At 54.9% G+C, this 23,530-nt stretch carries 34 protein-coding genes and 1 tRNA gene; 1 reads left to right on the forward strand and 34 read right to left on the reverse strand.

The genetic code is table 11. The features are described from left to right. Positions 1-66 precede the first annotated feature (66 nt). From BQ5361_RS07925 to BQ5361_RS08085, 34 genes are all read right to left on the reverse strand, one after another. Entirely contained in the window at positions 67-1,059 is a 993-nt protein-coding gene (locus BQ5361_RS07925) for a DNA-directed RNA polymerase subunit alpha (protein WP_022063784.1), read from the reverse strand. A gap of 191 nt (positions 1,060-1,250) precedes the next feature. Beyond that, the gene (rpsD, locus tag BQ5361_RS07930; RefSeq protein WP_035473438.1) at positions 1,251-1,856 is read right to left on the reverse strand and encodes a 30S ribosomal protein S4; all 606 of its coding nucleotides are present in this window, start codon (positions 1,854-1,856) and stop codon (positions 1,251-1,253) included. Between the two features lie 116 nt (positions 1,857-1,972). Next, complete coding sequence (gene rpsK, locus BQ5361_RS07935; RefSeq protein WP_022063786.1) at positions 1,973-2,362, reverse strand: 30S ribosomal protein S11; 390 nt, start codon at positions 2,360-2,362, stop codon at positions 1,973-1,975. An 18-nt stretch (positions 2,363-2,380) separates the two neighbouring features. Further along, complete coding sequence (gene rpsM, locus BQ5361_RS07940; protein WP_022063787.1) at positions 2,381-2,761, reverse strand: 30S ribosomal protein S13; 381 nt, start codon at positions 2,759-2,761, stop codon at positions 2,381-2,383. A gap of 21 nt (positions 2,762-2,782) precedes the next feature. Then, a complete protein-coding gene (rpmJ, locus tag BQ5361_RS10350; protein WP_022063788.1) occupies positions 2,783-2,899 on the reverse strand; it encodes a 50S ribosomal protein L36 in 117 nt (38 codons plus the stop codon). Between the two features lie 164 nt (positions 2,900-3,063). Beyond that, a complete protein-coding gene (gene infA / locus BQ5361_RS07945) occupies positions 3,064-3,282 on the reverse strand; it encodes a translation initiation factor IF-1 (protein ID WP_022063789.1) in 219 nt (72 codons plus the stop codon). 92 nt (positions 3,283-3,374) lie between these two features. After that, entirely contained in the window at positions 3,375-4,145 is a 771-nt protein-coding gene (map, locus tag BQ5361_RS07950) for a type I methionyl aminopeptidase (RefSeq protein WP_035473435.1), read from the reverse strand. Between the two features lie 36 nt (positions 4,146-4,181). Next, on the reverse strand, positions 4,182-5,492 hold the full coding sequence (gene secY / locus BQ5361_RS07955; RefSeq protein ID WP_022063791.1) for a preprotein translocase subunit SecY: 1,311 nt from the start codon (positions 5,490-5,492) through the stop codon (positions 4,182-4,184). A 13-nt stretch (positions 5,493-5,505) separates the two neighbouring features. Beyond that, positions 5,506-5,952 carry a 50S ribosomal protein L15 gene (gene rplO, locus BQ5361_RS07960; RefSeq protein ID WP_022063792.1) on the reverse strand — a complete coding sequence of 149 codons (447 nt, stop codon included), beginning with the start codon at positions 5,950-5,952 and terminating at the stop codon, positions 5,506-5,508. A gap of 139 nt (positions 5,953-6,091) precedes the next feature. Further along, positions 6,092-6,274 (reverse strand): 50S ribosomal protein L30, encoded by a 183-nt coding sequence (gene rpmD, locus BQ5361_RS07965; RefSeq protein ID WP_022063793.1) that lies wholly within the window; start codon positions 6,272-6,274, stop codon positions 6,092-6,094. A gap of 12 nt (positions 6,275-6,286) precedes the next feature. After that, positions 6,287-6,805: a 30S ribosomal protein S5 gene (rpsE, locus tag BQ5361_RS07970; RefSeq protein WP_022063794.1), complete on the reverse strand. Its 519-nt coding sequence runs from the start codon at positions 6,803-6,805 to the stop codon at positions 6,287-6,289. Positions 6,806-6,811: 6 nt separating this feature from the next. Beyond that, the gene (rplR, locus tag BQ5361_RS07975) at positions 6,812-7,174 is read right to left on the reverse strand and encodes a 50S ribosomal protein L18 (RefSeq protein ID WP_022063795.1); all 363 of its coding nucleotides are present in this window, start codon (positions 7,172-7,174) and stop codon (positions 6,812-6,814) included. A gap of 15 nt (positions 7,175-7,189) precedes the next feature. Continuing rightward, positions 7,190-7,747, reverse strand: a complete 558-nt coding sequence (gene rplF, locus BQ5361_RS07980) for a 50S ribosomal protein L6 (RefSeq protein WP_022063796.1) — start codon at positions 7,745-7,747, stop codon at positions 7,190-7,192. Positions 7,748-7,870: 123 nt separating this feature from the next. Further along, a complete protein-coding gene (gene rpsH / locus BQ5361_RS07985; protein ID WP_022063797.1) occupies positions 7,871-8,269 on the reverse strand; it encodes a 30S ribosomal protein S8 in 399 nt (132 codons plus the stop codon). Positions 8,270-8,632: 363 nt separating this feature from the next. Beyond that, positions 8,633-8,902: a 30S ribosomal protein S14 gene (gene rpsN / locus BQ5361_RS07990; protein WP_022063798.1), complete on the reverse strand. Its 270-nt coding sequence runs from the start codon at positions 8,900-8,902 to the stop codon at positions 8,633-8,635. 76 nt (positions 8,903-8,978) lie between these two features. Then, positions 8,979-9,539: a 50S ribosomal protein L5 gene (rplE, locus tag BQ5361_RS07995; RefSeq protein WP_022063799.1), complete on the reverse strand. Its 561-nt coding sequence runs from the start codon at positions 9,537-9,539 to the stop codon at positions 8,979-8,981. Further along, positions 9,539-9,868: a 50S ribosomal protein L24 gene (rplX, locus tag BQ5361_RS08000; protein WP_022063800.1), complete on the reverse strand. Its 330-nt coding sequence runs from the start codon at positions 9,866-9,868 to the stop codon at positions 9,539-9,541. The genes rplE and rplX overlap by 1 nt, the downstream gene beginning before the upstream one ends. Positions 9,869-9,983: 115 nt before the next feature. Then, the gene (gene rplN / locus BQ5361_RS08005) at positions 9,984-10,349 is read right to left on the reverse strand and encodes a 50S ribosomal protein L14 (RefSeq protein WP_022063801.1); all 366 of its coding nucleotides are present in this window, start codon (positions 10,347-10,349) and stop codon (positions 9,984-9,986) included. 2 nt (positions 10,350-10,351) lie between these two features. Further along, a complete protein-coding gene (gene rpsQ / locus BQ5361_RS08010; protein WP_022063802.1) occupies positions 10,352-10,606 on the reverse strand; it encodes a 30S ribosomal protein S17 in 255 nt (84 codons plus the stop codon). An 11-nt stretch (positions 10,607-10,617) separates the two neighbouring features. Next, positions 10,618-10,809 carry a 50S ribosomal protein L29 gene (gene rpmC / locus BQ5361_RS08015; RefSeq protein ID WP_022063803.1) on the reverse strand — a complete coding sequence of 64 codons (192 nt, stop codon included), beginning with the start codon at positions 10,807-10,809 and terminating at the stop codon, positions 10,618-10,620. 10 nt (positions 10,810-10,819) lie between these two features. Further along, on the reverse strand, positions 10,820-11,248 hold the full coding sequence (gene rplP / locus BQ5361_RS08020) for a 50S ribosomal protein L16 (RefSeq protein ID WP_022063804.1): 429 nt from the start codon (positions 11,246-11,248) through the stop codon (positions 10,820-10,822). A gap of 121 nt (positions 11,249-11,369) precedes the next feature. Next, a complete protein-coding gene (gene rpsC, locus BQ5361_RS08025) occupies positions 11,370-12,131 on the reverse strand; it encodes a 30S ribosomal protein S3 (protein ID WP_022063805.1) in 762 nt (253 codons plus the stop codon). Position 12,132: 1 nt separating this feature from the next. Further along, positions 12,133-12,546: a 50S ribosomal protein L22 gene (gene rplV, locus BQ5361_RS08030; RefSeq protein WP_035473431.1), complete on the reverse strand. Its 414-nt coding sequence runs from the start codon at positions 12,544-12,546 to the stop codon at positions 12,133-12,135. Positions 12,547-12,553: 7 nt separating this feature from the next. After that, a complete protein-coding gene (gene rpsS, locus BQ5361_RS08035) occupies positions 12,554-12,823 on the reverse strand; it encodes a 30S ribosomal protein S19 (RefSeq protein WP_022063807.1) in 270 nt (89 codons plus the stop codon). 62 nt (positions 12,824-12,885) lie between these two features. Then, complete coding sequence (gene rplB / locus BQ5361_RS08040; RefSeq protein ID WP_022063808.1) at positions 12,886-13,707, reverse strand: 50S ribosomal protein L2; 822 nt, start codon at positions 13,705-13,707, stop codon at positions 12,886-12,888. A gap of 5 nt (positions 13,708-13,712) precedes the next feature. Next, positions 13,713-14,003 (reverse strand): 50S ribosomal protein L23, encoded by a 291-nt coding sequence (gene rplW, locus BQ5361_RS08045; protein ID WP_035473533.1) that lies wholly within the window; start codon positions 14,001-14,003, stop codon positions 13,713-13,715. 13 nt (positions 14,004-14,016) lie between these two features. Continuing rightward, positions 14,017-14,643 (reverse strand): 50S ribosomal protein L4, encoded by a 627-nt coding sequence (gene rplD, locus BQ5361_RS08050; protein WP_022063810.1) that lies wholly within the window; start codon positions 14,641-14,643, stop codon positions 14,017-14,019. A 3-nt stretch (positions 14,644-14,646) separates the two neighbouring features. Then, on the reverse strand, positions 14,647-15,261 hold the full coding sequence (gene rplC, locus BQ5361_RS08055; protein WP_035473429.1) for a 50S ribosomal protein L3: 615 nt from the start codon (positions 15,259-15,261) through the stop codon (positions 14,647-14,649). A 177-nt stretch (positions 15,262-15,438) separates the two neighbouring features. Further along, a complete protein-coding gene (rpsJ, locus tag BQ5361_RS08060) occupies positions 15,439-15,744 on the reverse strand; it encodes a 30S ribosomal protein S10 (protein WP_022063812.1) in 306 nt (101 codons plus the stop codon). Positions 15,745-15,792: 48 nt separating this feature from the next. Further along, positions 15,793-17,907, reverse strand: coding sequence for an elongation factor G (fusA, locus tag BQ5361_RS08065; RefSeq protein WP_035473427.1), 2,115 nt, complete (start codon positions 17,905-17,907; stop codon positions 15,793-15,795). Between the two features lie 14 nt (positions 17,908-17,921). Beyond that, a complete protein-coding gene (gene rpsG, locus BQ5361_RS08070; protein WP_022063814.1) occupies positions 17,922-18,398 on the reverse strand; it encodes a 30S ribosomal protein S7 in 477 nt (158 codons plus the stop codon). Positions 18,399-18,504: 106 nt separating this feature from the next. Continuing rightward, on the reverse strand, positions 18,505-18,903 hold the full coding sequence (gene rpsL / locus BQ5361_RS08075) for a 30S ribosomal protein S12 (RefSeq protein WP_022063815.1): 399 nt from the start codon (positions 18,901-18,903) through the stop codon (positions 18,505-18,507). A gap of 570 nt (positions 18,904-19,473) precedes the next feature. After that, positions 19,474-19,547: transfer RNA gene (locus BQ5361_RS08080), tRNA-Arg, on the reverse strand. Between the two features lie 159 nt (positions 19,548-19,706). Beyond that, complete coding sequence (locus tag BQ5361_RS08085) at positions 19,707-20,594, reverse strand: AraC family transcriptional regulator (RefSeq protein WP_081976838.1); 888 nt, start codon at positions 20,592-20,594, stop codon at positions 19,707-19,709. Positions 20,595-20,851: 257 nt separating this feature from the next. Between BQ5361_RS08085 and BQ5361_RS08090 the strand changes: the two genes are divergently transcribed. Continuing rightward, complete coding sequence (locus BQ5361_RS08090) at positions 20,852-23,494, forward strand: calcium-translocating P-type ATPase, PMCA-type (RefSeq protein WP_035473422.1); 2,643 nt, start codon at positions 20,852-20,854, stop codon at positions 23,492-23,494. The last annotated feature ends 36 nt before the right edge of the window (positions 23,495-23,530 follow it).

The following is a 23,530-nucleotide window of genomic DNA, read 5'->3' on the forward strand; positions in this document are numbered from 1 at the left end:
TATCGGTTAAGAAATTTCCGTCATCCCGCCGTACGGGAGACAAAAACTGTGAACGGCACTTCGGCCCTAATCCTTATCGAGTTTATACGGTGTGACATCCATGCCGAAGTGGAGATTGAGATTGGCCAGCAGGTCGTCCAACTCCGTGAGCGACTTCTTGCCGAAGTTGCGGAACTTCAGCAGGTCGTTGCGGTTGTAACGAACCAAATCGCCTATCGTATCGACTTCGGCCGCCTTGAGGCAGTTGAGCGCACGCACGGAAAGGTCCTGGTCGGACAGTTTCGTCTTGAGCAGCTGCCTCATATGGAGAACATCTTCATCGAACTCCTCGGACATGTTATTCTCTTCCATATTGAGCGTAATCTTCTCGTCGGAGAAGAGCATGAAGTGGTGGATAAGGATTTTAGCCGCCTCTTTCAAAGCATCCTTCGGGTGGATGGAACCGTCCGTGGTAATCTCGATGTTGAGTTTCTCATAGTCGGTCTTCTGTTCCACACGGTAGTTCTCCACAGAATATTTTACGTTCTTAATGGGAGTGTGGATAGAGTCAATGGCCAGGACACCGAATTCGGCATCCGGCTGACGGTTCTCGTCTGCCGGGACATACCCGCGACCTTTGTTGATGGTAAGCTCCATCTGCAGTTTGGTCTCAGGAGTCAGGTGGCAGATAACGAGGTCGGGATTGAGCACCTTGAAGTTCGTCATGAAATTCGAGATGTTGCCCGCCGTCAATTCACTCTGTCCCGCGACATTGATGGTCACGGTTTCCGTGTCCACATTCTCCACCGTCCTGATAAACCGCACCTGCTTGAGATTGAGGATGATATCGATTACGCCCTCCATCACTCCGGGGATGGCGGCAAACTCGTGGTCGACACCGGTAATCCTTACGTTCGTTATCGCGTAACCCTCCAGAGAGGACAACAGGATACGGCGCAGGGCATTTCCGATAGTCATACCGAATCCCGGCTCCAGAGGACGGAACTCGAATTTCCCGAACTCCGAAGTGGACTCAAGCATGATGACCTTTTCAGGCTTCTGGAATGCTAGTATTGCCATAATTTTCGCTCCTTATTTTTCTTTATATTCTTTCAGTGTTCATCATCGCGGCCGAAGTCCTGCGGTTGCCGGCCTCCGCATCGCCGTTACGGTCATCCCGACCCTCCGGGCCGCGGGGTACCCGGCTCACGCCGCGTACCTCCCGCCGGATATCCGCATGACCGTCGCGGCGTACCGCGACAGATCAGGGGCTATTTCGAGTAGAGCTCGACTATCAACTGTTCCTTGATATTCTCGGGAATATCCTCACGCTCCGGTTTCTGGAGGAAACGTCCGCTCATCGTCGCACCGTCCCACTCCAGCCACGGATAACGGTTGCGTTTTCCTGCCAGAGATTCGGTGATGACCTCGAGGCTCTTGGATTTCTCCCTAACGGCCACCACGTCGCCCACTTTCAGGCTGTACGAAGGAATGTTCACTACGTTGCCGTTCACAGTGATATGACGGTGAGAAACGAGCTGACGCGCAGCCGCACGCGAAGGAGCGATGCCCAACCTGTATACCACGTTGTCGAGGCGCGATTCGAGCAGCTTGAGCAGGTTCTCGCCCGTGATACCGCCCATACGGGCAGCCTCTTCAAAAGTCTTGTGGAACTGTTTTTCGAGTACACCGTAGGTATATTTCGCCTTCTGTTTCTCGCTGAGCTGAGTACCGTATTCCGATACTTTCTTGCGTTTACGGTTGATGCCGTGCTGTCCGGGAGGATAGTTCTTCTTCTCCAGAGTCTTGTCGACCCCATAGATAGGCTCACCGAACTTACGTACAATCTTGGTTTTTGGTCCTATATATCTTGCCATTGTTTTTTAATTTTTGTTTTTAAGCATACCGCGCTTCCCGGAACCCTATGCCGACCGGTCGGCGCCACTTACCTAATTGCAGATTCCGCTGACGGATGTTCCGTTCCTCCTGCCGCTTATACCCTGCGACGGTTAGGAGCACGGCAACCGTTGTGCGGCAGCGGCGTAACGTCGATGATTTCCATCACCTCGATGCCCGAACCGTGTATCGTACGGATAGCCGATTCGCGGCCGGCACCCGGACCCTTGACGTAAACCTTCACCTTGCGCAGACCGGCATCGTATGCCACTTTCGCACAGTCCGCAGCAGCCATCTGGGCAGCGTAGGGGGTGTTTTTCTTGGACCCCCTGAAGCCCATCTTGCCTGCCGAACTCCAACTAATAACCTCTCCGATGCCGTTGGTAAGGGTGACGATGACGTTGTTGAAGGTAGAATGGACAAACGCCATACCCACGGGCTCAACCTTGACAACCCTTTTCTTAGTCGTACTTGTTTTCTTTGCCATATTAACTCTTCGAAATTATTACTTGGTTGCTTTTTTCTTGTTAGCCACGGTTTTCTTCTTTCCCTTGCGGGTACGGGCATTGTTCTTGGTACTCTGTCCGCGTACCGGAAGGCCCAGACGGTGACGGATGCCGCGGTAACAACCGATATCCATCAGACGTTTGATGTTGAGCTGTACCTGCGAACGGCATTCGCCCTCCACCTTGATACCGCTTTCGGCGATGGCGTTACGAATGGCTGCAACCTGGTCGTCGTTCCAATCCTGTACCTTCATGTTAGGGTCCACGCCGGCCATATCGAGAATCCTGCGCGAAGTGCTGCGGCCTATGCCGTAGATATAGGTAAGGCCTATTTCGCCGCGTTTGTTTTTGGGTAAATCTACACCTACTATACGTGCCATAAATCTTTTCTTTAATTTTAATTAGCCTTGGCGCATTTTGTACTTGGGAGTTTTCTTGCAGATAACGTAGAGTTTCCCCTTACGCCTTACAATCTTGCAGTCCTCGCTTCTTTTCTTAATTGATGCTTTTACTTTCATCTTGAAACATCTTTCTAATTGTCAATAGTAAGGGATTGCATTGCGAACCTTTTCGCCGTACCGCGCAGACTCCCGCCGTCCCTATTCTTCTGCTCCGACGCGCTCCGCGTCATGCAGAGAGACGACAGGGTTCCATCCGTTACGGTCCCTCCCGCAACCGTTCCCTATTTGTAGCGGAACGATATCCTCCCCTTCGTCAAATCATAGGGGGACATCTCCACTTTTACCTTGTCACCGGGAAGGATTTTGATGTAGTGCATCCTCATCTTTCCCGAGATGTGGGCGGTAATGATATGACCGTTGTCGAGTTCCACCCGGAACATCGCATTGGACAACGCTTCGATAATCGTTCCGTCCTTTTCAATAGCAGCCTGTTTTGCCATAGAGTCTTAAATTTTCTTCCATCCGGAAAACTTTTCTCTTCCTCTGCCGGGAACCGTGTTCCGCTGCACAGGTAAAAGAAATCCCGCTCCGGTCATGAAATCGCTTTCTCGATAATTCCGAAATCGGTCAGTACGTCGGGGCCTCCCTTGCGGATAGCCACTGCAAATTCGAAATGGGCCGAAGGTTTGCGGTCTGCGGTACGTACCGTCCATCCGTCCTTCTCGAACACCACCTGCCTGCGCCCCATGTTAATCATGGGTTCGATGCAGATGACCATTCCCTCCTTGAGCAGCGGGCCGCGTCCGCGGACTCCGTAATTGGGCACCTCCGGGTCTTCATGCATGTCCCTGCCGAGTCCGTGCCCCACCAGTTCGCGCACCACCGAAAAGCCGTTCGATTCGGCATGTTGCTGCACAGCCGCAGAGATATCTCCGACGCGGTTGCCCGCCTTCGCCTGTGCGACACCTTTATAAAGAGCTTCTTTGGTCACTTGCAGTAACTTCGCCACCTGCGGGTCGATACTGCCGACCGCGAACGTATAGGCGGAATCGCCATAGAACCCCTTCATAACGGTGCCACAGTCTACCGAAACTACATCGCCTTCCCTGAGTGCGTAATCCGACGGAATACCGTGCACCACCTGTTCGTTTACAGAGACGCAAAGCGTATTCGGGAATCCGCCGTACCCGAGGAAGCCCGGGACTGCTCCGTGCGAACGGATGAACTCCTCGGCAATGCGATCCAGCTCAAGCGTGGTGACACCCGGAGCCACATGCTTTGCCACCTCGGCGAGCGTCGCGCTCACCAGCAGGTTGTTCTCACGAAGCAGCCCTATCTCTTCCTCTGTCTTTATCGTTATCATCAGATACCATTAAAACTCATTAAAGCAGCCGTAGCATCAACCGTTGCGGCCTTTCACACGTCCGGTCTTCATCAGACCGTCGTAATGGCGCAGCAGGAGGTAGCTTTCGACCTGCTTGAGAGTGTCGAGAATAACTCCGATGAGAATCAGCAGCGAGGTACCTCCGAAAAAGAGGGAGAACTGCTGGCTGATGCCCAGCTTCGATGCGAACGCCGGCAGAATAGCCACGATAGCAAGGAAGATGGAGCCCGGAAGTGTGATTCTCGTCATGATGGTGTCCAAATAGCGGGAGGTCTCCTTGCCGGGTTTCACACCGGGAATGAAACCGCCGTTACGCTTCAGTTCATCGGCCATCATGTTGGGGTTCACGATAATCGCTGTATAGAAATAAGTGAACAGGATTACCAGTATCGCAAATACGAAGTTGTACCAGAAGCCGGTATAGTTGGCCATTGCAGCGCCTACCTTCCCTCCGAAAAGCATCGGGATGAACATAATCGCCTGGGCGAAAATGATAGGCATCACGTTGGCAGCATTGAGCTTAAGCGGAATGTACTGACGTACGCCGCCGTACTGCTTGTTGCCCACGATACGCTTGGCATACTGTACGGGCACCTTTCTCACGGCCTGCAATACGGAAATCGTGGCCATGAAGACGAGGTAGAGAATGACTATCTCGACAACCAGCATCACCATGCCTCCGACGGCCTCGGCCCAACGCATGTTGAACTCCACCAGAAGCGCCTGGGGCAGGCGGGCGATGATACCCACCATGATGATGAGCGAAATACCGTTACCAAGACCCTTGTCCGTAATCTTCTCACCGAGCCACATGACGAACATGGTGCCGGCGGTAAGTACCACTATCGTGCTGACCTTGAACAGGAAGTTGTCGGGCCCGAGGACGAATGCCTCGCTCGGGAGCTTGTGGTAAAGATTGGCGATATAGGCCGAACCTTGCAACAGGAGCACGATGATGGTAAGGTACCTTGTCCACTGGTTCATTTTGCGGCGTCCACTCTCCCCCTCGCGCTGCATCCGCTGGAAATAGGGTATCACCATACCCACCAGCTGCATGATGATGGAGGCGGAGATGTAGGGCATCACGCCCAGTGCGAATATCGACGCGTTGGCGAAAGCACCGCCGGAGAAGATATCCAGCAGGCCGAGCAAACCGGTCCCCGACACCTGGTCGGCGAGCGAAGACAATGCATTGGGATTGATACCGGGAATCACCACAAAACTACCGAACCTATATATAAGAAGAAGGCCCAAAGTATAGAGTATTCTCTTCTTCAGTTCCTCTATCTTAAATATGTTCTGGAATGTTTGGATAAGTTTCTTCACGGTCGTCGAAATATTAGAGTTTTACAACGGAGCCTTCCTTGGCCTCTATGGCCGCCACGGCACTCTTGCTGAAAGCATGGGCCGTAACCTTGACCGCTTTGCTGAGCGTACCGTTACCGAGGATTTTCACGCGGTCGTTTTTCGAAACGTAGCCTCCTTCGATAAGCGTCTCGACATTGACTTCGGTAAGGTTGCCCTTGGTCACGAGCGCATCGATGACGCTCAGATTGATAGGCTTGTATTCGATCCTCTTGAGGTTGGTAAAACCGTACTTGGGCAAGCGCCTCTGCAGAGGCATCTGGCCGCCCTCGAAACCGAGCTTGCGCGAATAGCCCGAACGCGACTGGGCCCCCTTGTGGCCACGGGTGGAAGTACCGCCGCGCCCGGAACCCTGTCCGCGGCCAATCCGTCTGTCGTGATGGGTCGAGCCTTCTGCGGGTTTAAGATTATTCAGATTCATCGTTATGTTGTTTTTTAATTTACAAACCGTTTTGCCGCCTTCCTCCTGTACGGGACAACTTCCTTGCAAGAATCCGGCGCACAATCCGCCGCAGGCCGGATGCCTGCCTACAGCAAACATCCTCCGCAACGGATACCTCCTATTTCGCCGCTTCTACACGGACGAGGTGCTTCACCTTTTCGAGCATCCCCATGATGATGGCGGAATCTTCGTGTTCCACGGTCTGGTTCATCTTGTGGAGTCCGAGCGCGTCGAGGTTCCTCTTTTGACGTTCGGTAGCGCCGATACGGCTGCGTACCTGAGTGATTTTCAATTTTGCCATAACGCTTTCGTATTAACCGTTAAACACTTTACTGAGCGAAATGCCGCGGGCCTGTGCCACGGTATGCGCATCGCGAAGTTCGGTAAGCGCGCCTATGGTCGCCTTCACGAGGTTGTGGGGGTTGGACGAACCCTTGCTCTTGGCGAGGATGTTCTTGATACCCACGCTCTCGAACACGGCACGCATGGCACCGCCGGCTATCACTCCCGTACCGGGGGCAGCCGGACGCACGATAACCTGCGAACCGCCGAAACGGTATTCCTGGAAATGAGGAATGGTCCCGTTGATTATCGGTATCTTCACGAGGTTTTTCTTGGCATCCTCCACGCCCTTCGCAATGGCGGCGGTAACTTCGCTGGCCTTGCCCAGCCCGTAGCCTACCACGCCGTTTTCGTTGCCTACCACAACAATCGCGGAAAAGCTGAATGTACGACCGCCCTTCGTCACTTTCGTGACGCGCTGTATGCTCACGAGCCTGTCCTTGAGCTCGAGGTCGCTCGTTCTTACTTTCTTTATGTTGGTATTTGACATAATCGCTTAAAATTTAAGTCCGCCTTCCCTTGCGGCGTCGGCCAACTGTTTAACTCGTCCGTGGTAAAGGTAACCGTTGCGGTCAAAAGATACCATCGTGATGCCCTTGGCTGCGGCACGCTCTGCTGCGAGCTTGCCGACGATGGCCGCCTCCTGACACTTGTTGATGCCCTTCATCTGTTCGGCAACCTCCTTGTCCAGCGAAGATGCCGACGCCAAGGTAACCCCGCGCAGGTCGTCTATGAACTGAACGTAAATCTGCTTGTTACTCCTGAACACGGTCATACGAGGCCTCTCGGCGGTTCCGCTCACTTTTTTGCGGACACGCATCTTAATCCTGTTGCGTCTTTCTATCTTATTAATTGACATAGCCTTACGTTTTTACTATTTAGCATTAGCGCTCTTACCAGCCTTGCGGCGGAGCTCTTCACCCACGAAGCGGATACCCTTGCCCTTGTACGGTTCCGGTTTGCGGAACGAACGTATCTTGGCGGCAACCTGACCAATAAGCTGTTTGTCGCAACTCTTGAGGATTAAAATAGGAGCGTTCTTCTTCTCCTGGATAACTTCGGCCTTCACCTCCGGCGGCAGCATGAAGAAGATATCATGCGAGAAGCCGAGGGAGAATTCGATAATCTGTCCTTTGACCTCGGCCTTGTAACCGACGCCGATGAGCTCCTGCCTTATCTCGTATCCCTTCGATACGCCGACCACCATGTTATGGATAAGCGCACGGTAGAGACCATGCATGGAGCGGTGGCGGGGCTGGTCCGTAGGACGTGTCACTGTCAATACGTTCCCCTCTACGGCGACCTTGATGTCCGGGTCTACCTTCTGGCTCAGTTCGCCCAGAGGTCCTTTCACGCTTACCACGTTCTTATCGGATACCGTCACGGTAACCCCGGCGGGCAGGTTTACAGGTAATTTTCCAATCCTTGACATTGTTCTTTTATTTTGCTTGGTTTGCGAAAGCGCCCGAAGATATCTTCGCTTCTGCGGAGGCACATCCTCCCGGCAGCACACCGGCGGATTCTCCCGCGGAAAATATCTCGCGGCCCTTCCGTTTTAGTAGATATAACACAATACTTCCCCGCCTACGTTCTCCTCGCGGGCACGCTTGTCGGTCATGATGCCCTTCGGAGTGGAGACGATGGCGATTCCGAGACCGTTGAGCACCTTCGGCATCTCCTTCGCACCCGCATAGCGGCGCAGGCCCGGACGGCTCACCCGCTCCAGTCCCTTGATTGCATTGACCTTGGTCTGGGGGTTGTACTTGAGGGCTATCTTGATGGTAGCATGCCCCCTCTCGTCTTCCCCGAATTTGTACGCAAGGATATACCCCTGATCGTACAGAATCTTGGTAATTTCCTGCTTAATTTTTGAACCGGGAGCTTCAACCACCTTGTGGTTGGCTTTCACCGCGTTTCTAATTCTTGTCAGAAAATCCGCAATTGGATCTGTCATAATGATTTAGAAGTTAAAAATTAAAGTTTCATCATTCGGCACCTGCATCGCTACTGCGGAAACAGCACAAGCGGAGCATTCCGCCCGCCGTACTGCAGATAGACACAAGCCACCTATTTATCATATAATGTGGATTTTACGGATATTCCGGGCGGATGTCCTCCCGGAAAATATCCGTTAGTCCACAAAAAGACCGCACAAAAGTACACTTTTATCGGCACAATTCACTATTCCCGAGCGTAAAAAAAGCGTAAATCCTCCATTTCGGTCCGCTTCCGTCTCTCCTGCCGAGCGCTCCGGGAACTCCCGGCCACTCCTCCGGCGACGGCTCCGCATTGCGGAAACCGGCCGGTGGCAGCGCTCCTACCAGGAAGCCTTCTTCACTCCGGGGATGAGCCCTTTGGAAGCCATCTCGCGGAACTGGATACGGCTGATACCGAACTGGCGCATGTATCCTTTCGGACGTCCGGTAATCATGCAGCGGTTGTGCAGACGGATGGGGTTCGAGTTGCGCGGGAGCTTGCTCAAACCCTCCTGGTCACCGGCCGCCTTGAGGGCAGCGCGCTTCTCAGCATACCTGTTCACGAGTTTCTGGCGTTTTACCTCGCGGGCTTTCATCGATTCTTTTGCCATATCGAATGTCTGTTATTTTCATGTGCCCACCCCGGCACCGGCATCGAGCCGTTCCGGGGAGTGCCCACAATATTCGTTAGTTCTTTTTTGCGTTTTTGAACGGCAGGCCGAATTCCCGGAGCAGCGCATAAGCTTCCTCATCGCTCTTCGCACTGGTCACGAACGTAATCTCCATACCGAATATCTTGGTAATCTTGTCGATGTCGATTTCCGGGAAGATTATCTGTTCGGCAACACCGAGGGTATAGTTCCCCTTGCCGTCGAACTTCTCGTTGATGCCCTTGAAGTCGCGGATACGCGGCAGGGCAACGGCGATAAGCCTTTCGAGGAACTCGTACATCCTGTCCGACCGGAGGGTCACCATCACGCCGATGGGCATGCCCTTACGGAGCTTGAAGTTCGAAATGTCCTTCCTCGACTTGGTGGTAACGGCCTTCTGACCGGTGATGAGGGAGAGCTCCTCGGCAGCCACTTCGATGAGCTTCTTGTCGGCAACAGCCTGGCCCATTCCCTGGTTTACCACTATCTTCTGGAGCCTGGGTACCTGCATGATGCTCTTGTAACCGAACTCCTTCATCAGGGCAGGAACTATCTGCTCCCTGTAATTCGTCTTGAGTGTAGGTGTGTACGTTGCCATTATTTAATCTCCTCCCCTGACTTTTTAGCGTAACGAACTAATTTACCTTTCTCACCTGCACGGCGTCCCACACGGGTCGGTGCACCCGTCTTGGGGTCGGCCAGCATCAGGTTCGATATGTGGATGGGAGCCTCCTGCTCAATGATTCCACCCTGGGGGTGTGCAGAGTTGGGTTTGGTGTGCTTCTTGACCATGTTGAAACCCTCGACGATAGCCCGCTGGTTCTTCACATCGACCTCAAGCACGCGGCCCGTTTTCTCCTTGCTCTTGCTTTCACCGGCAATCACATAGACGGTGTCCCCTTTCTTGATATGTAATTTTGCTGACATTTTCCTGTTTGTTTCTTGTTCCGCGCCGCTGTACTGCCGTTTCCGCTCCCTGCGCCGAAGCGCCGTTCGCACTTGTCGGCCGACCGCCGCGCTAAACTAAAATGAATAATCAGTTCTACAATACTTCGGGTGCAAGAGAGATAATCTTCATGTACTGGTCGCGGAGTTCGCGTGCCACCGGCCCGAAGATACGGGTGCCTCTCATTTCTCCCTGGTTGTTCAGAAGTACCACGGCATTGTCGTCGAAACGAATATAAGAGCCGTTCGCGCGCCTTATCTCCTTCTTGGTCCTTACGACGACGGCCTTGGAAACCGTCCCCTTCTTGATATCCCCCGAAGGCGTAGCGCTTTTCACGCTAACCACTATCTTGTCGCCTATCGTGGCGTAACGCTTGCGCGTTCCGCCCAGCACGCGGATGCAAAGAACCTCTTTCGCACCGCTGTTGTCGGCTACTGTAAGTCTGCTTTCCTGTTGTATCATGACTATTTAGCTCTTTCTATTATTTCAACCAACCTCCAACGTTTCGTCTTGCTCAGCGGACGGGTTTCCATGATACGGACGGTATCGCCCTCGTTGCACGTATTGGTATCGTCCTGAGCGGTGAACTTGGTCGTCTTGTTCACGAACTTGCCGTAGATAGGGTGTTTAACCTTCCTCTTAACTGCCACCACAATGGATTTGTCCATTTTATTGCTGACAACCACCCCGATTCTTTCTTTTCTGAGATTCCTTTCCATAGTAGCGGTAATTATTTGTTCATCTTTTCATGCAGAATGGTCATCATGCGTGCGATGTCGCGGCGTGCCTTCTTGATGTTCTGCGGATTCTCTATCTGCGAGACTGCATGCGTCACCTTCAACTTGTTCAGATTCGCCTTTTCAGCCTCAATGCGCTCCTGCAGGTCTGCCACGGAGAGCTCCTTAATCTCTACTGCTTTCATGGTCTATCTGTTAGTTTTGGTTTTCGGTATAGTCCCTTCTTACGACGAACTTGGTTGCGATGGGGAGCTTCTGCGCACCCAGACGGAGTGCCTCCTGAGCGACTTCCAACGGCACCCCTTCGGCCTCTATGAGGATACGGCCGGGGGTAACGGGAGCCACGAACCCTTCGGGCGAACCTTTACCCTTACCCATACGTACCTCGGCAGGCTTCTTGGTGATGGGCTTGTCCGGGAAAATCCTTATCCATATCTGACCTTCACGCTTCATGTAACGCACGATAGCCTGACGGGCCGCCTCAATCTGGCGTCCGGTAATCCAGGTAGAGTCGAGCGCCTTGATTCCGAAAGAGCCGAACGCAAGCTGGTTACCCCTCTGGGCAAGACCTTTCATGCGCCCCTTCTGCATCCTTCTGTATTTGGTCTTTTTTGGCTGTAACATTGTTATTTCTGTTTTTTAATTGTTGCATTTAATCGGTTCGGCTCCGCATCGGCCCTCAGCCTTTCCGCTCCGTAGCGCGGAGCGTTCCGCATCGGACCCTGCCGGATACCGGCCGGCGACATTAACGTGCCGGACGGTCGCCTCCCCTTCTCTTCCTGTTACCGTCACGCTTGCCGCGCGGACCGCGGTCATCCCTGCGGCCGCCCTCACCCGTACCGGAGAACGAGCTTGCGCCCGATATCTCGAACAGGTCGCGCTTACCATATACTTCGCCGGTACAAATCCACACCTTCACGCCGAGAATACCCACCTTGGTGATGGCTTCGGCCAGTGCGTAATCGACATCGGCACGGAAAGTATGCAACGGGATACGTCCCTCCTTGTAAGTTTCGCTGCGGGCCATCTCGGCGCCGCCCACACGACCGGATATCTGTATCTTGATGCCCTCGGCTCCCATACGCATGGTCGATGCGATAGCGGTCTTCACGGCACGGCGGTACGATACGCGGCCTTCGAGCTGGCGGGCGATGTTGTTGGCGACAATCACCGCATCCACCTCCGGACGCTTCACCTCGAAGATGTTTATCTGCACCTCCTTGCCGGTGAGTTTCTTAAGCTCTTCCTTCAGTTTGTCGACCTCCTGGCCGCCCTTGCCGATGATGATACCGGGGCGTGCGGTCGAGATGGTAACGGTGACGAGCTTCAGCGTCCTTTCTATGATAATCTTCGAGATACTTGCCTTGGCCAGACGGGCGTTCAAGTATTCGCGGATTTTAGCATCCTCCACCAGCTTGGACGAGAAGTCTTTCCCACCGTACCAGTTGGAGTCCCAGCCGCGGATTACGCCGAGGCGGTTAGCTATCGGATTTACTTTCTGTCCCATCTTAGTTCGCTTTTTCTTCGGTTATCTTTTTATCTACTACAATCGTAACGTGGTTGGAACGCTTGCGGATACGGTGTGCGCGCCCCTGAGGAGCGGGTTGTATCCTCTTGAGAATGCGTGCGCTGTCGACCATAATCTCCTTTACGTAAAGGGTATTGTCTTCAAGTCTTTCGCCCTCGTTCTTCGCTTCCCAGTTTGCAATAGCCGAACGGAGCAGCTTCTCCAACCTGATGGAAGCCTCTTTCTTGGAGTAACGCAGCAGTGCCAGCGCCCGGTTCACCTCGACGCCGCGGATGGTATCCGCAACGATACGCATTTTGCGCGGGGAGGTCGGGCAGTCACGCAGGGAGGCAATGGCTATCTGCTTCTTCTCGGCCTTCATCCTCTCGGCCATTTCATGTTTTCTCGAGCCCATTTCCTACTTATTTTTTTCTGTTACCGGCGTGACCGCGGAAGTTGCGCGTCGGCGCGAACTCACCGAGTTTGTGGCCTACCATATTCTCTGTTACATAAACCGGGATGAACTTGTTCCCGTTGTGGACGGCGATGGTCTGCCCCACGAAATCGGGGGAAATCATGCTTGCCCTCGACCAGGTCTTGATGACGCTTTTCTTACCGCCCTCGTTCTGCGCAATGACGCGCTTTTCGAGTTTCGGTTCGATATATGGTCCTTTTTTTAATGAACGACTCATTATGCTACTATTTTTTACCTTTTAAATTTTCCTTTTTGTTCAGGCAAGGCGCTCATGCGGCCCTACTTTTTCCTTGAAATAATGAACTTCGAGGTAGTCTTTTTCGGGTTGCGGGTCTTGTAGCCTTTGGCGAGCAAACCTTTGCGCGAACGCGGGTGCCCACCCGAGGAACGGCCCTCGCCACCACCCATGGGGTGGTCTACCGGGTTCATGGTGACACCGCGGTTATGCGGCCTGCGGCCCAGCCAGCGGCGGCGGCCGGCCTTACCGTGCTGTTCGAGGCTGTGGTCGGGGTTCGACACGACGCCTACGGTTGCGCGGCACGTGGTCAGCACCATGCGGGTTTCACCCGAAGGGAGTTTGATAATAGCATATTTACCTTCGCGGGCGAGAAGCTGCGCGTAAGTACCGGCGCTGCGTGCCATGGCGGCACCCTGACCGGGATAGAGTTCTATGGCGTGTATCACCGTACCGAGCGGTATCTCGGCCAGCGGAAGCGTGTTGCCCACTTCGGGAGCGACACCCGAACCACTCACGATGGTCTGCCCCACCTTGAGGCCGTTCGGAGCGAGGATGTAGCTCTTTTCGCCGTTGGCATAGACGATGAGCGCGATGCGGGCCGAACGGTTCGGGTCGTACTCGATGGCCTTCACCGTGGCAGGCATTCCGTCGTTGGTCCGCTTGAAGTCGATGATACGGTACATCTGCTTGTGGCCGCCGCCGCGGTAGCGGACGGTCATCTTGCCGTTGCTGTTGCGGCCGCCGGTGCTCTTTTTCGGTTCGAGCAACGACTTTTCGGGAGCGCTCTTGGTAACCTCCTCAAACGTTCCGGCGATTTTATGTCTTGTACCCGGAGTAACGGGTTTGAACTTTCTTACTGCCATCTCTCTTAGATATTACTGTAAAAATCAATGGTATCTCCCTCCTTCAGGGTTACAATCGCCTTCTTGAAGTGGTTCGAGCGCCCTTCGAGGAGACCGCTCTTGGTATAACGGCTCTTCTCCTTGCCCATGTAGTTCACGGTATTCACATCCGTAACCACGACACCGTACATATCCTCCACGGCCTGGCGAATCTGAATCTTGTTAGCCCTGCGGTCCACTATGAAGGCGAAGCGGTTGAGCTTCTCGCCCTGCGCGGTCATCTTCTCGGTAAGTACCGGCCTGATAATAATCTGCATTTCCATGATTCTCCTAAGCTAACATTTCGTTGATTACATTGACCGCCCCCTCGGCAATCAGTACGCTCGAAGCGTTCATCACGTCGTAGGTATTGAGGTTTGCGGCAGGGATTACCTTTACGTTCTGAAGGTTGCGTGCCGACAGCAGGATATTCCGGTTCGACTCCGGAAGAACGACCAGTATCTTCTTGTCGCTCACTTTGAGACCGTTCATCATGGCTACGATGGTCTTGGTACGCGGAGCCTCGATAGCGAAATCCTCCACGACCTTGATGGCTTCGTCCTTCATCTTATAAGAGAGTGCGCTGCGGCGGGCCAGCCTCTTGAGCTTCTTGTTGAGCTTGAAGCTGTAGTCACGCGGCACGGGACCGAATACGCGGCCTCCGCCGGGGAAGAGCGGCGAAAGGATGCTGCCCGAACGGGCGCCGCCGGTACCTTTCTGGCGTTTCAGTTTGCGGGTCGAACCTGCGACTTCGTTGCGCTGTTTCGACTTGTGTGTACCCTGGCGTGCATTGGCGAGATATTGCTTCACGTCCAGGTATATAGCGTGGTCGTTAGGCTCCACGCCGAAGACCGTATCCTCGAGGACTACTTTCTTGGCGGTCTCCTCTCCTGAGGTCTTGTAAACAGTTAATTCCATCTCCTACTTCTCGATTAATAAATAAGAACCCTTTGCTCCCGGGATTGAACCCTTCACGAGGATAAGGTTATTTTCGGGAATTACCTTGAGAACCTTCAGGTTAAGGACTTTAACCTGCGTACCGCCCGCCTGGCCGGGAAGCCTCTTGCCTTTGAACACCCTCGAAGGATACGAAGATGCACCGAGCGAACCCGGTTTGCGCTGACGGTTGTGCTGACCGTGTGTCTGTCCGCCCACACCTGCAAAGCCATGGCGCTTTACGACGCCCTGATAACCTTTTCCTTTGGAGATGCCCGTCACATCCACCCATTCGCCGTCGGCAATGGAATCCACCGTGATGGTATCACCAAGGTTCACTTCATGGAAATCCCTGAACTCCGCCACCTTGCGTTTGGGAGTCGTACCTGCTTTCGCGAAGTGTCCTGACAGACTTTTGCTGGTGTGTTTTTCGCTTTTGTCGTCATAGGCAATCTGAACCGCTTCGTAGCCATCCTTCTCCACGGTTTTGATTTGCGTAACTACACAGGGACCAGCTTCGATAACAGTGCATGGTATATTCTTACCCTCGGCACTGAAAACGGAAGTCATTCCGATTTTTTTTCCAATTAGTCCTGACATTTTAGTCGTCTGATTACTTGTTACTTGGTGTTGTTATGAATCTTTTGCGTATATTCTCTCTTCCGGTCTGCGGTTTACCCGGACCCGGCACGGCACTCGCGGCGGTTCCGTACGCATGCCGTACGTTTCATGCGAAGCCTCCCGCCAGGCAGGCTCCGCACGTTCCGCCGGCTCCGGTCAGACCTTAATCTCGACCTCGACACCCGACGGCAGCTCCAGTTTCATGAGCGCGTCGATGGTTTTGGGCGTGGAGCTGTAAATGTCCAATATCCGCTTGAAGGTGGAGAGCTGGAACTGCTCGCGTGCCTTCTTGTTGACGAACGTCGAACGGTTTACCGTAAAAATCTGCTTCTGGGTAGGCAGCGGTATCGGACCGCTCACCACGGCACCCGTACCCTTTACGGTCTTCACAATCTTTTCAGCCGATTTATCGACCAGATTGTGGTCGTAAGATTTAAGCTTTATTCTGATTTTTTGGCTCATATCGTTAGAACCTTAATTTTAATTGTTATTCAAATTGTCTGTAAAGGGTTACTCCACGTCTTTCCGGCGTCCGGCATTCTTCTCGATAATCTCCTTGGCGATGTTGGCGGGTACCTCCTCGAAGTGCGAGAACTCCATGGAGGACGTCGCACGACCCGAAGAGAGCGTCCTGAGCACGGTCACGTAACCGAACATCTCCGAGAGGGGCACCTTCGCCTTGATGGCACGGGCATTGCCCTTCTGCTCCATACCGGATACCTGTCCGCGGCGTTTGTTCAGGTCGCCTATGATATCGCCCATGTACTCCTCGGGAGTCACCACCTCTACGGACATCACCGGCTCCTTGATGACCGGCCGGGCCTTCACGCCTGCGGCACGGAACGCATTACGGGCAGCGATTTCGAAAGAGAGCGAGTCGGAGTCCACCGGGTGGAACGAACCGTCGCGGAGAATCACCTTCATGCTGTCCACGCCGAACCCTGCGAGCGGGCCGTTGGCCATGGCAGCCGTAAAGCCCTTCTGCACTGAGGGAATATACTCCTTCGGAATGTTACCGCCCTTCACCTCGTCGATGAACTGGAGTCCGGTAACGCCCTCGTCGGCCGGACCGAGCTGGAATACGATGTCGGCGAACTTACCGCGGCCGCCCGACTGCTTCTTGAACACTTCGCGGTGTTCCACGGGAGCGGTCAGCGCCTCCTTGTAATTCACCTGAGGCTGTCCCTGGTTGATTTCCACGCCGAACTCGCGTTTCAGACGGTCCACGATGATATCGAGGTGAAGCTCGCCCATACCGCGTATGATGGTCTGGCCGTTCTCCTCGTCGGTCTCCACCGTGAAGGTCGGGTCCTCCTCGGCCAGCTTGCCGAGTGCGACGCCGAGTTTGTCGAGGTCTTTCTGCGTCTTGGGCTCTACCGCCAGACCGATTACCGGTTCGGGGAAGGTCATGGATTCGAGAATTATCGGAGCCTTCTCATCGCAGAGCGTATCGCCCGTGCGTACATCCTTGAAACCAACTACGGCACAGATGTCGCCGGCACCCACCGTTTCAAGCGGATTCTGCTTGTTGGAGTGCATCTGGTAGATACGGCTAATACGCTCCTTCTTGCCCGACCGGGAGTTGAACACGTAGCTTCCCGCATCGAGCTTGCCCGAATAGACGCGCACAAAAGCGAGGCGGCCCACATAGGGGTCGGTGGCTATCTTGAACGCGAGGGCGCAGAAAGGTTCCGATTCCGACGGATGGCGTACCACCTCTTCGCCGGTAGCGGGATTCACACCCTTGATGGCTTCGATATCGAGCGGCGAGGGCAGGAACGCCACGACGGAGTCGAGCAACAGCTGCACACCCTTGTTCTTGAACGAGGAGCCGCAGAGCATCGGTACGATGGTCATCTCGATGGTCGCCTTGCGGATGGCCGCTTTCAGTTCTTCGGGGGTTATCGAATCCGGGTCCTCGAAGAACTTCTCCATCAGAGCCTCGTCCACGGTAGCGACCTCTTCGATGAGTTTCGCACGGTATTCCTCCACCTCGGCCTTCATGTTGGCCGGAACCTCCTCGTAGGTATAGTTGACGAGTTCGTTCTTCTTGGCATCGTCGTATATGAGCGCCCTGTTATATATAAGGTCTATCACGCCGGCGAACTTGTCCTCGGCTCCGATAGGCAGGGCGATGGGCACCGCATTGGCTCCGAGGCGCTCCTTCACCTGTGCGCATACGGCCAGGAAGTCGGCACCGGTACGGTCCATCTTGTTGACGTAACCGATACGGGGCACATTGTATTTGTCGGCCTGGCGCCATACGGTTTCGGACTGGGGTTCCACGCCGCCGACTGCACAGAAGGTAGCCACGGCACCGTCGAGCACACGGAGCGAACGCTCCACCTCCACGGTAAAGTCCACGTGTCCGGGAGTGTCGATGAGGTTGATTTGATAGGTCTTGTCCTCATAACGCCAGAAAGCGGTGGTGGCGGCGGAGGTAATGGTAATACCCCTCTCCTGTTCCTGCACCATCCAGTCCATCGTGGCGGCCCCTTCGTGCACCTCGCCGATTTTGTGCGTCTTGCCGGTGTAGAAAAGGATACGTTCGGACGTCGTGGTTTTGCCGGCATCGATGTGGGCCATGATGCCTATGTTGCGTGTAAATTTAAGGTCTCTTGCCATATGATTGCAGCCTCCTAAAATCTAAAGTGAGCAAACGCCTTGTTGGCCTCGGCCATACGGTGCATCTCCTCTTTCCGTTTAAAGGCAGCGCCTTCCTGGTTGTAGGCAGCTATTATCTCGGCCGACAGCTTCTCGGCCATGGATTTCCCGGCGCGTTTACGAGAATAAAGGACAAGATTCTTCATCGAAAGGGAAATCTTGCGCTCGGGCCTCACTTCGGTAGGAACCTGGAACGTGGCACCACCGATGCGGCGGGATTTCACCTCCACCTGCGGTGTGATATTTTCCAATGCCTGCTTCCAAATCTCCAGAGGAGCCTTGTCCGCGTCCTTCATCTTCTCGCCGACGATATCCAACGCATCGTAGAATATCGTGTAAGCAATACTCTTCTTACCATCCACCATCAGGTTGTTTACAAACCTTGTCACAAGTACGTCGTTGAACTTGGGATCCGGAAGTAGAATTCGCTTTTTAGGCTTAGCTTTTCTCATTTTATTTAAAAATTCTTCGTTTGTTTGGCGGCGCCTCGTTTGTCGATTCCCTGCGTCACGCGCCCGGCACCGGAAGCCGCGTCCGCATCACGAAAAGTACGGGCCGCTATTTCTTCTTGGCGGGAGCAGCGCCTGCCTTGGGCCTCTTCGCACCGTATTTGGAGCGACGCTGGCGACGGCCGTCCACACCTGCCGAGTCGAGCGCACCGCGCACGAGGTGGTAACGTACACCGGGGAGGTCCTTCACACGGCCTCCGCGCACAAGCACGATGGAGTGTTCCTGCAGGTTATGCCCCTCTCCGGGAATATAGGCATTCACCTCTTTCTGGTTGGTCAGCTTCACCCTGGCGACCTTACGCATTGCAGAGTTAGGCTTCTTGGGTGTGGTGGTGTACACACGCACGCACACGCCGCGCCTCTGCGGACATGCGTCGAGTGCCGGAGCCTTGCTCTTGTCCTCCATCTGCACCCGTCCTTTCCGAACTAACTGTTGAATAGTTGGCATCTTTAAAACTTTTGTCCTTTAGTTTGAGTAACTTAACTGTTGTTTTCTCGTAATTCCGCAATCAAAACGGAGTGCAAATATAGGCAAAATTTCCGAAACGGTATATGAAGCGACAACTTTTTTCACCTGTTTCGGCCGGATTTACAGCGTTTTTCACGTCTGCCGCCCCTTTGCGCTATTCTTTTTGCTTATCGTTTTTTTAAACGCATAGAAAATACACATTTAAGAAACAGAAACATACAACGTAAACACATGATTGAAAACAACATACCTGCACACAGCATGGAATCCGCACCTGAAAACCGCCAGCGTACCGCATGAGCGCGCAATGGCCTGCCGGATGTCCGTGTTCGAACGGGGCATAACGTACCGCACTCCTGCGGAATGAACCGATTTCCAAAACGAAAAAAGGATGCAAAAAGAGAGGAGCGACCACCCGCTGCGAAGCAGACGCTTTCCGAGCCGACACAGACCGGAATAACCATCGGCCGCCGCGTCATGTATGTAAATGCGATTACCTTCCGGTAGCGGAAAGCCGGGTACCGGGACTTCTCCGGAATACCCGCTGCGTGATTCCGTTGGGATTCGAACCCAAGACCCACAGCTTAGAAGGCTGTTGCTCTATCCAACTGAGCTACGGAACCTTATCGATAGAACCCCTGCGGCCTCAAGGTCCGCAAAGGTCCACAAAGGTCCACAAAAGTAATGCTTTTCCGCCACTTGTGCAAATAGGGCCGTAATCGGGGCGATGAAGCAGGACACAAGAATACGAAACGACCCTGCCAAAACAAGTAGGGTATCCGTCAAAGCCCCTCTTTCCGGTATTGCCGCGGCGTCATCCCCGTATGATGCCTGAAATACTGCACGAACACCGAGGGACTCGAAAAATTGAGCTCTTCGGATATCTGAAGAACGGTCCGGTCGGTCGTCTTCAACTGCCTTTTGATTTCAATCACCACCACCTCGTCAATCCAGTCGGATATCGAACGGCCTGTAATACGCTTCACCGCCCCGGAAAGGTATTTCGGTGTGCGGTTCATTCGGGAAGCATAAAACTTCACGCTCCGTTCCCTGCGGTAGTGACGCGACAGGAGGACGAAAAAATCGTCGGTCAGCTGTTCGTTCCGAGGCTTGGCGACATGCGAGGCCGTCCCCGCTTCCCGACGGTACACTTCACAGAGTTTCAACATCAGCGCATAGAGCAACGCCTTGGCTATCTCCTCGCGGTAGACGCCCGTTTCGGAGGCATACTGCTTCTCAAGGAAACGGTAATATACCGTCAATCCATCCATCTCCTCCGCAGAAGCCCGCACCACAGGCATGGTGCGGGCCATACTCAGTATTTCGATATCGACCGGCGAAGGAAACTCCAATACCAGTTCCAGCGACATCGCTACCGTGTGCCGTTCCAAATCCTCCGAAGCCCCGCCGTGCTCCACCAACTGATTCGGCGACAGCAGGACGACCGTGCCGGGAACGACGGAATAAGTCTTCCCGTTCACACGGATTTCCTCGCTGCCCCGCAGACAGAGCCCCAGAATAAAGCCGTCGAGAATAAACGGTGTCTCGCCGTGGTAAAAATGCTCCGCTCTGTCGTGCAGGGAGAAGCGGACACCTGCCCCGACCGAAACCTCCTTTTCCTGCGACGGCTCGCCCGCCGCCATTCCGTGCAAATCTCCATCAGGCTCCATATCCGTTCAATCCGACCTTTTACACATTTTTTCTCCCGTAAACATAACGATATTTTTCCATATGTACACCATTTTTGCAGCCGACAAGCAGATTCCGGCCGAACGGAACAGCGTTCCCAAAACGACAGGGGCCGATGCCGAAAGGCAAAATCCCTACCCGACGGCAATGCACCTGCGGAGCGGTACGACAAGCTATCCCGACTCCGCAGTCTCCCGGGCCCGAAAACTGCAAAACGAACCAAACGCACAGAAACGACATGACACAAAACGCGAACGGGCCGCACCTGACCGGCCTGACCGACCGCGAGGTGGAGGAGAGCCGGCGACAGCACGGCCAAAACCTGCTCACCCCGCCTAAACGCCCCTCCATGTGGAGGCTCTATCTCGAAAAGTTCAAAGACCCCGTCATCAAGGTACTGCTCGTAGCGGCCTGCTTCTCGCTGGTCATCTCCGTCATCGAGGGCGAATACGCCGAAACGATAGGCATCTTCTTCGCCATCTTTCTGGCGACGGGCATCGGCTTCTGGTTCGAGTACGACGCCAACCGGAAATTCGACCTGCTAAACACCGTGGGCGAAGAGACGCCCGTATCGGTCGTCCGCAACGGGAAAATCCGGGAAATTCCCCGCAAGGATATCGTAGTGGGCGACATCGTCATCCTCAACACCGGCGAAGAGGTTCCCGCGGACGGCACGCTGCTCGAAGCCGTCTCGCTGCAGATAAACGAATCGAACCTGACAGGGGAACTCATGGTAAACAAGACGGTCGAGGAGACGGCCTTCGACGCCGAAGCGACCTATCCCTCCAACGCCGTCATGCGCGGCACGACGGTCACCGACGGCCACGGCGTCATGCGGGTGGAGCGCGTCGGAGATGCGACCGAAATTGGGAAAGTAGCCCGGCAGGCGACCGAACAGGGAACCGAACGGACACCGCTGAACATCCAGCTTTCGCGGCTGGCGAAGCTGATTGGGCGGGCGGGTTTCACCATTGCGATACTCACCTTCCTCATCTTTACGGGCAAGGACCTCTACGCCTATCTCTCCGTCCACACGGTGACGGGCTGGGAGCAGTGGCTCGACATCGCCAACATCGTCCTGAAATACTTCATGATGGCCGTGACGCTCATCGTCGTGGCCGTTCCGGAAGGGCTGCCCATGAGCGTTACTCTCAGCCTTGCGCTCAACATGCGGCGCATGCTCCGGACAAACAACCTCGTGCGCAAGATGCACGCCTGCGAAACGATGGGAGCGATTACGGTCATCTGCACCGACAAGACGGGCACCTTGACACAGAACCTGATGCAGGTCTATGAAACGCAGCTCGACGAGACATGCCCCGACATCGTCGCCGAAAGCATCGCGGCCAACTCGACGGCCTTCCTGGAGGAGAAAGGCGAAGGGGAACGACCCGCGGGGGTCGGAAACCCGACGGAGGTGGCGCTGCTGCTGTGGCTGCAAGGCCGCGGAAGGGACTACATGGCGCTCCGTTCGCAGGCCCGGGTGCTCGACCAGCTCACCTTCTCCACCGAACGCAAATACATGGCGACGCTCGTGGAGTCGCCTGTTGCGGGGAGCCGCGTACTCTACGTCAAGGGGGCGCCCGAAATCGTGATGAGCAGGTGTACGCTGGACGAAGCCCGGAAAAGAGAGTACGAAGAGGCACTGCTCGCCTACCAGAACAAGGCCATGCGTACCCTCGGACTGGCCTACAAGGTCATTCCAGCCGATGCTCCAACCGACTGTGCGGAGCTCGTCGCCGCAGGAGGGCTCACCTTCCTGGGCATCTTCGCCATCAGCGACCCGATACGTCCCGATGTCCCCGATGCCGTCCGGCAGTGCCAATCGGCCGGGATAGCGGTCAAGATAGTGACCGGCGACACACCCGGCACGGCAACCGAAATAGCCCGCCAGATAGGGCTCTGGACACCGGAGGACACCGACCGCAACCGCATTACGGGAGCCGAATTCGCCGCGCTGAGCGACGAGGAGGCGCTTGACCGGGTACTCGACCTGAAAGTGATGAGCCGTGCACGCCCCATGGACAAACAGCGGCTCGTACAACTGCTCCAGCAAAAGGGAGCGGTGGTAGCCGTTACGGGCGACGGTACGAACGACGCCCCGGCACTCAACCACGCCCAGGTGGGCCTTTCGATGGGCACGGGTACTTCGGTGGCCAAGGAGGCGAGCGACATCACCCTGCTCGACGACTCGTTCCGCAGCATCGCCACGGCCGTCATGTGGGGGCGTTCGCTCTACAAGAACATCCAGCGGTTCATCGTCTTCCAGCTCACCATCAACATCGTGGCGCTGTTGAGCGTCCTGCTGGGCGCCTTCTTCGGCACGGCGCTGCCGCTCACCGTCACGCAGATGCTCTGGGTGAACCTCATCATGGATACTTTCGCCGCCATGGCGCTGGCCTCCATACCTCCGAGCCCGGACGTAATGGCCGAGAAGCCCCGCAAACAAAGCGACTTCATCATCACGCCCGCCATGCGCAATGCCATCCTCGGCGTCGGCATCGCTTTCATCGTCCTCCTCATGGGGCTGCTGGCCTGGATGAACACCCTCCCCGGCGGCATGGATACCCACCGGCTGACGGTCTTTTTCACCGTATTCGTCATGCTGCAATTCTGGAACCTCTTCAACGCAGGCGTCTTCGGCACCGACCACTCCGTCTTCCGGGACGCTTCGCGGGCGAAGGGACTGCTCTGGACCGCCCTGCTGATACTCGCCGGCCAGATAATCATCGTCACGTTCGGAGGCGAAGTATTCCGGACGGAACCGCTGCCGCTGCACGAATGGCTCCTCATCACGGCAGGCACCTCGCTCGTGCTGTGGGCAGGAGAGGCGTGGCGGGCCGTCGCACGGGCACGGCACCGGAAACAGACGGCCCGGTAGTCCCTCTCCGCAACCGGTACCGCAGGAAGTTATTCC

This window comes from Tidjanibacter massiliensis (genome assembly GCF_900104605.1).
Lineage (GTDB): Bacteria > Bacteroidota > Bacteroidia > Bacteroidales > Rikenellaceae > Tidjanibacter > Tidjanibacter inops.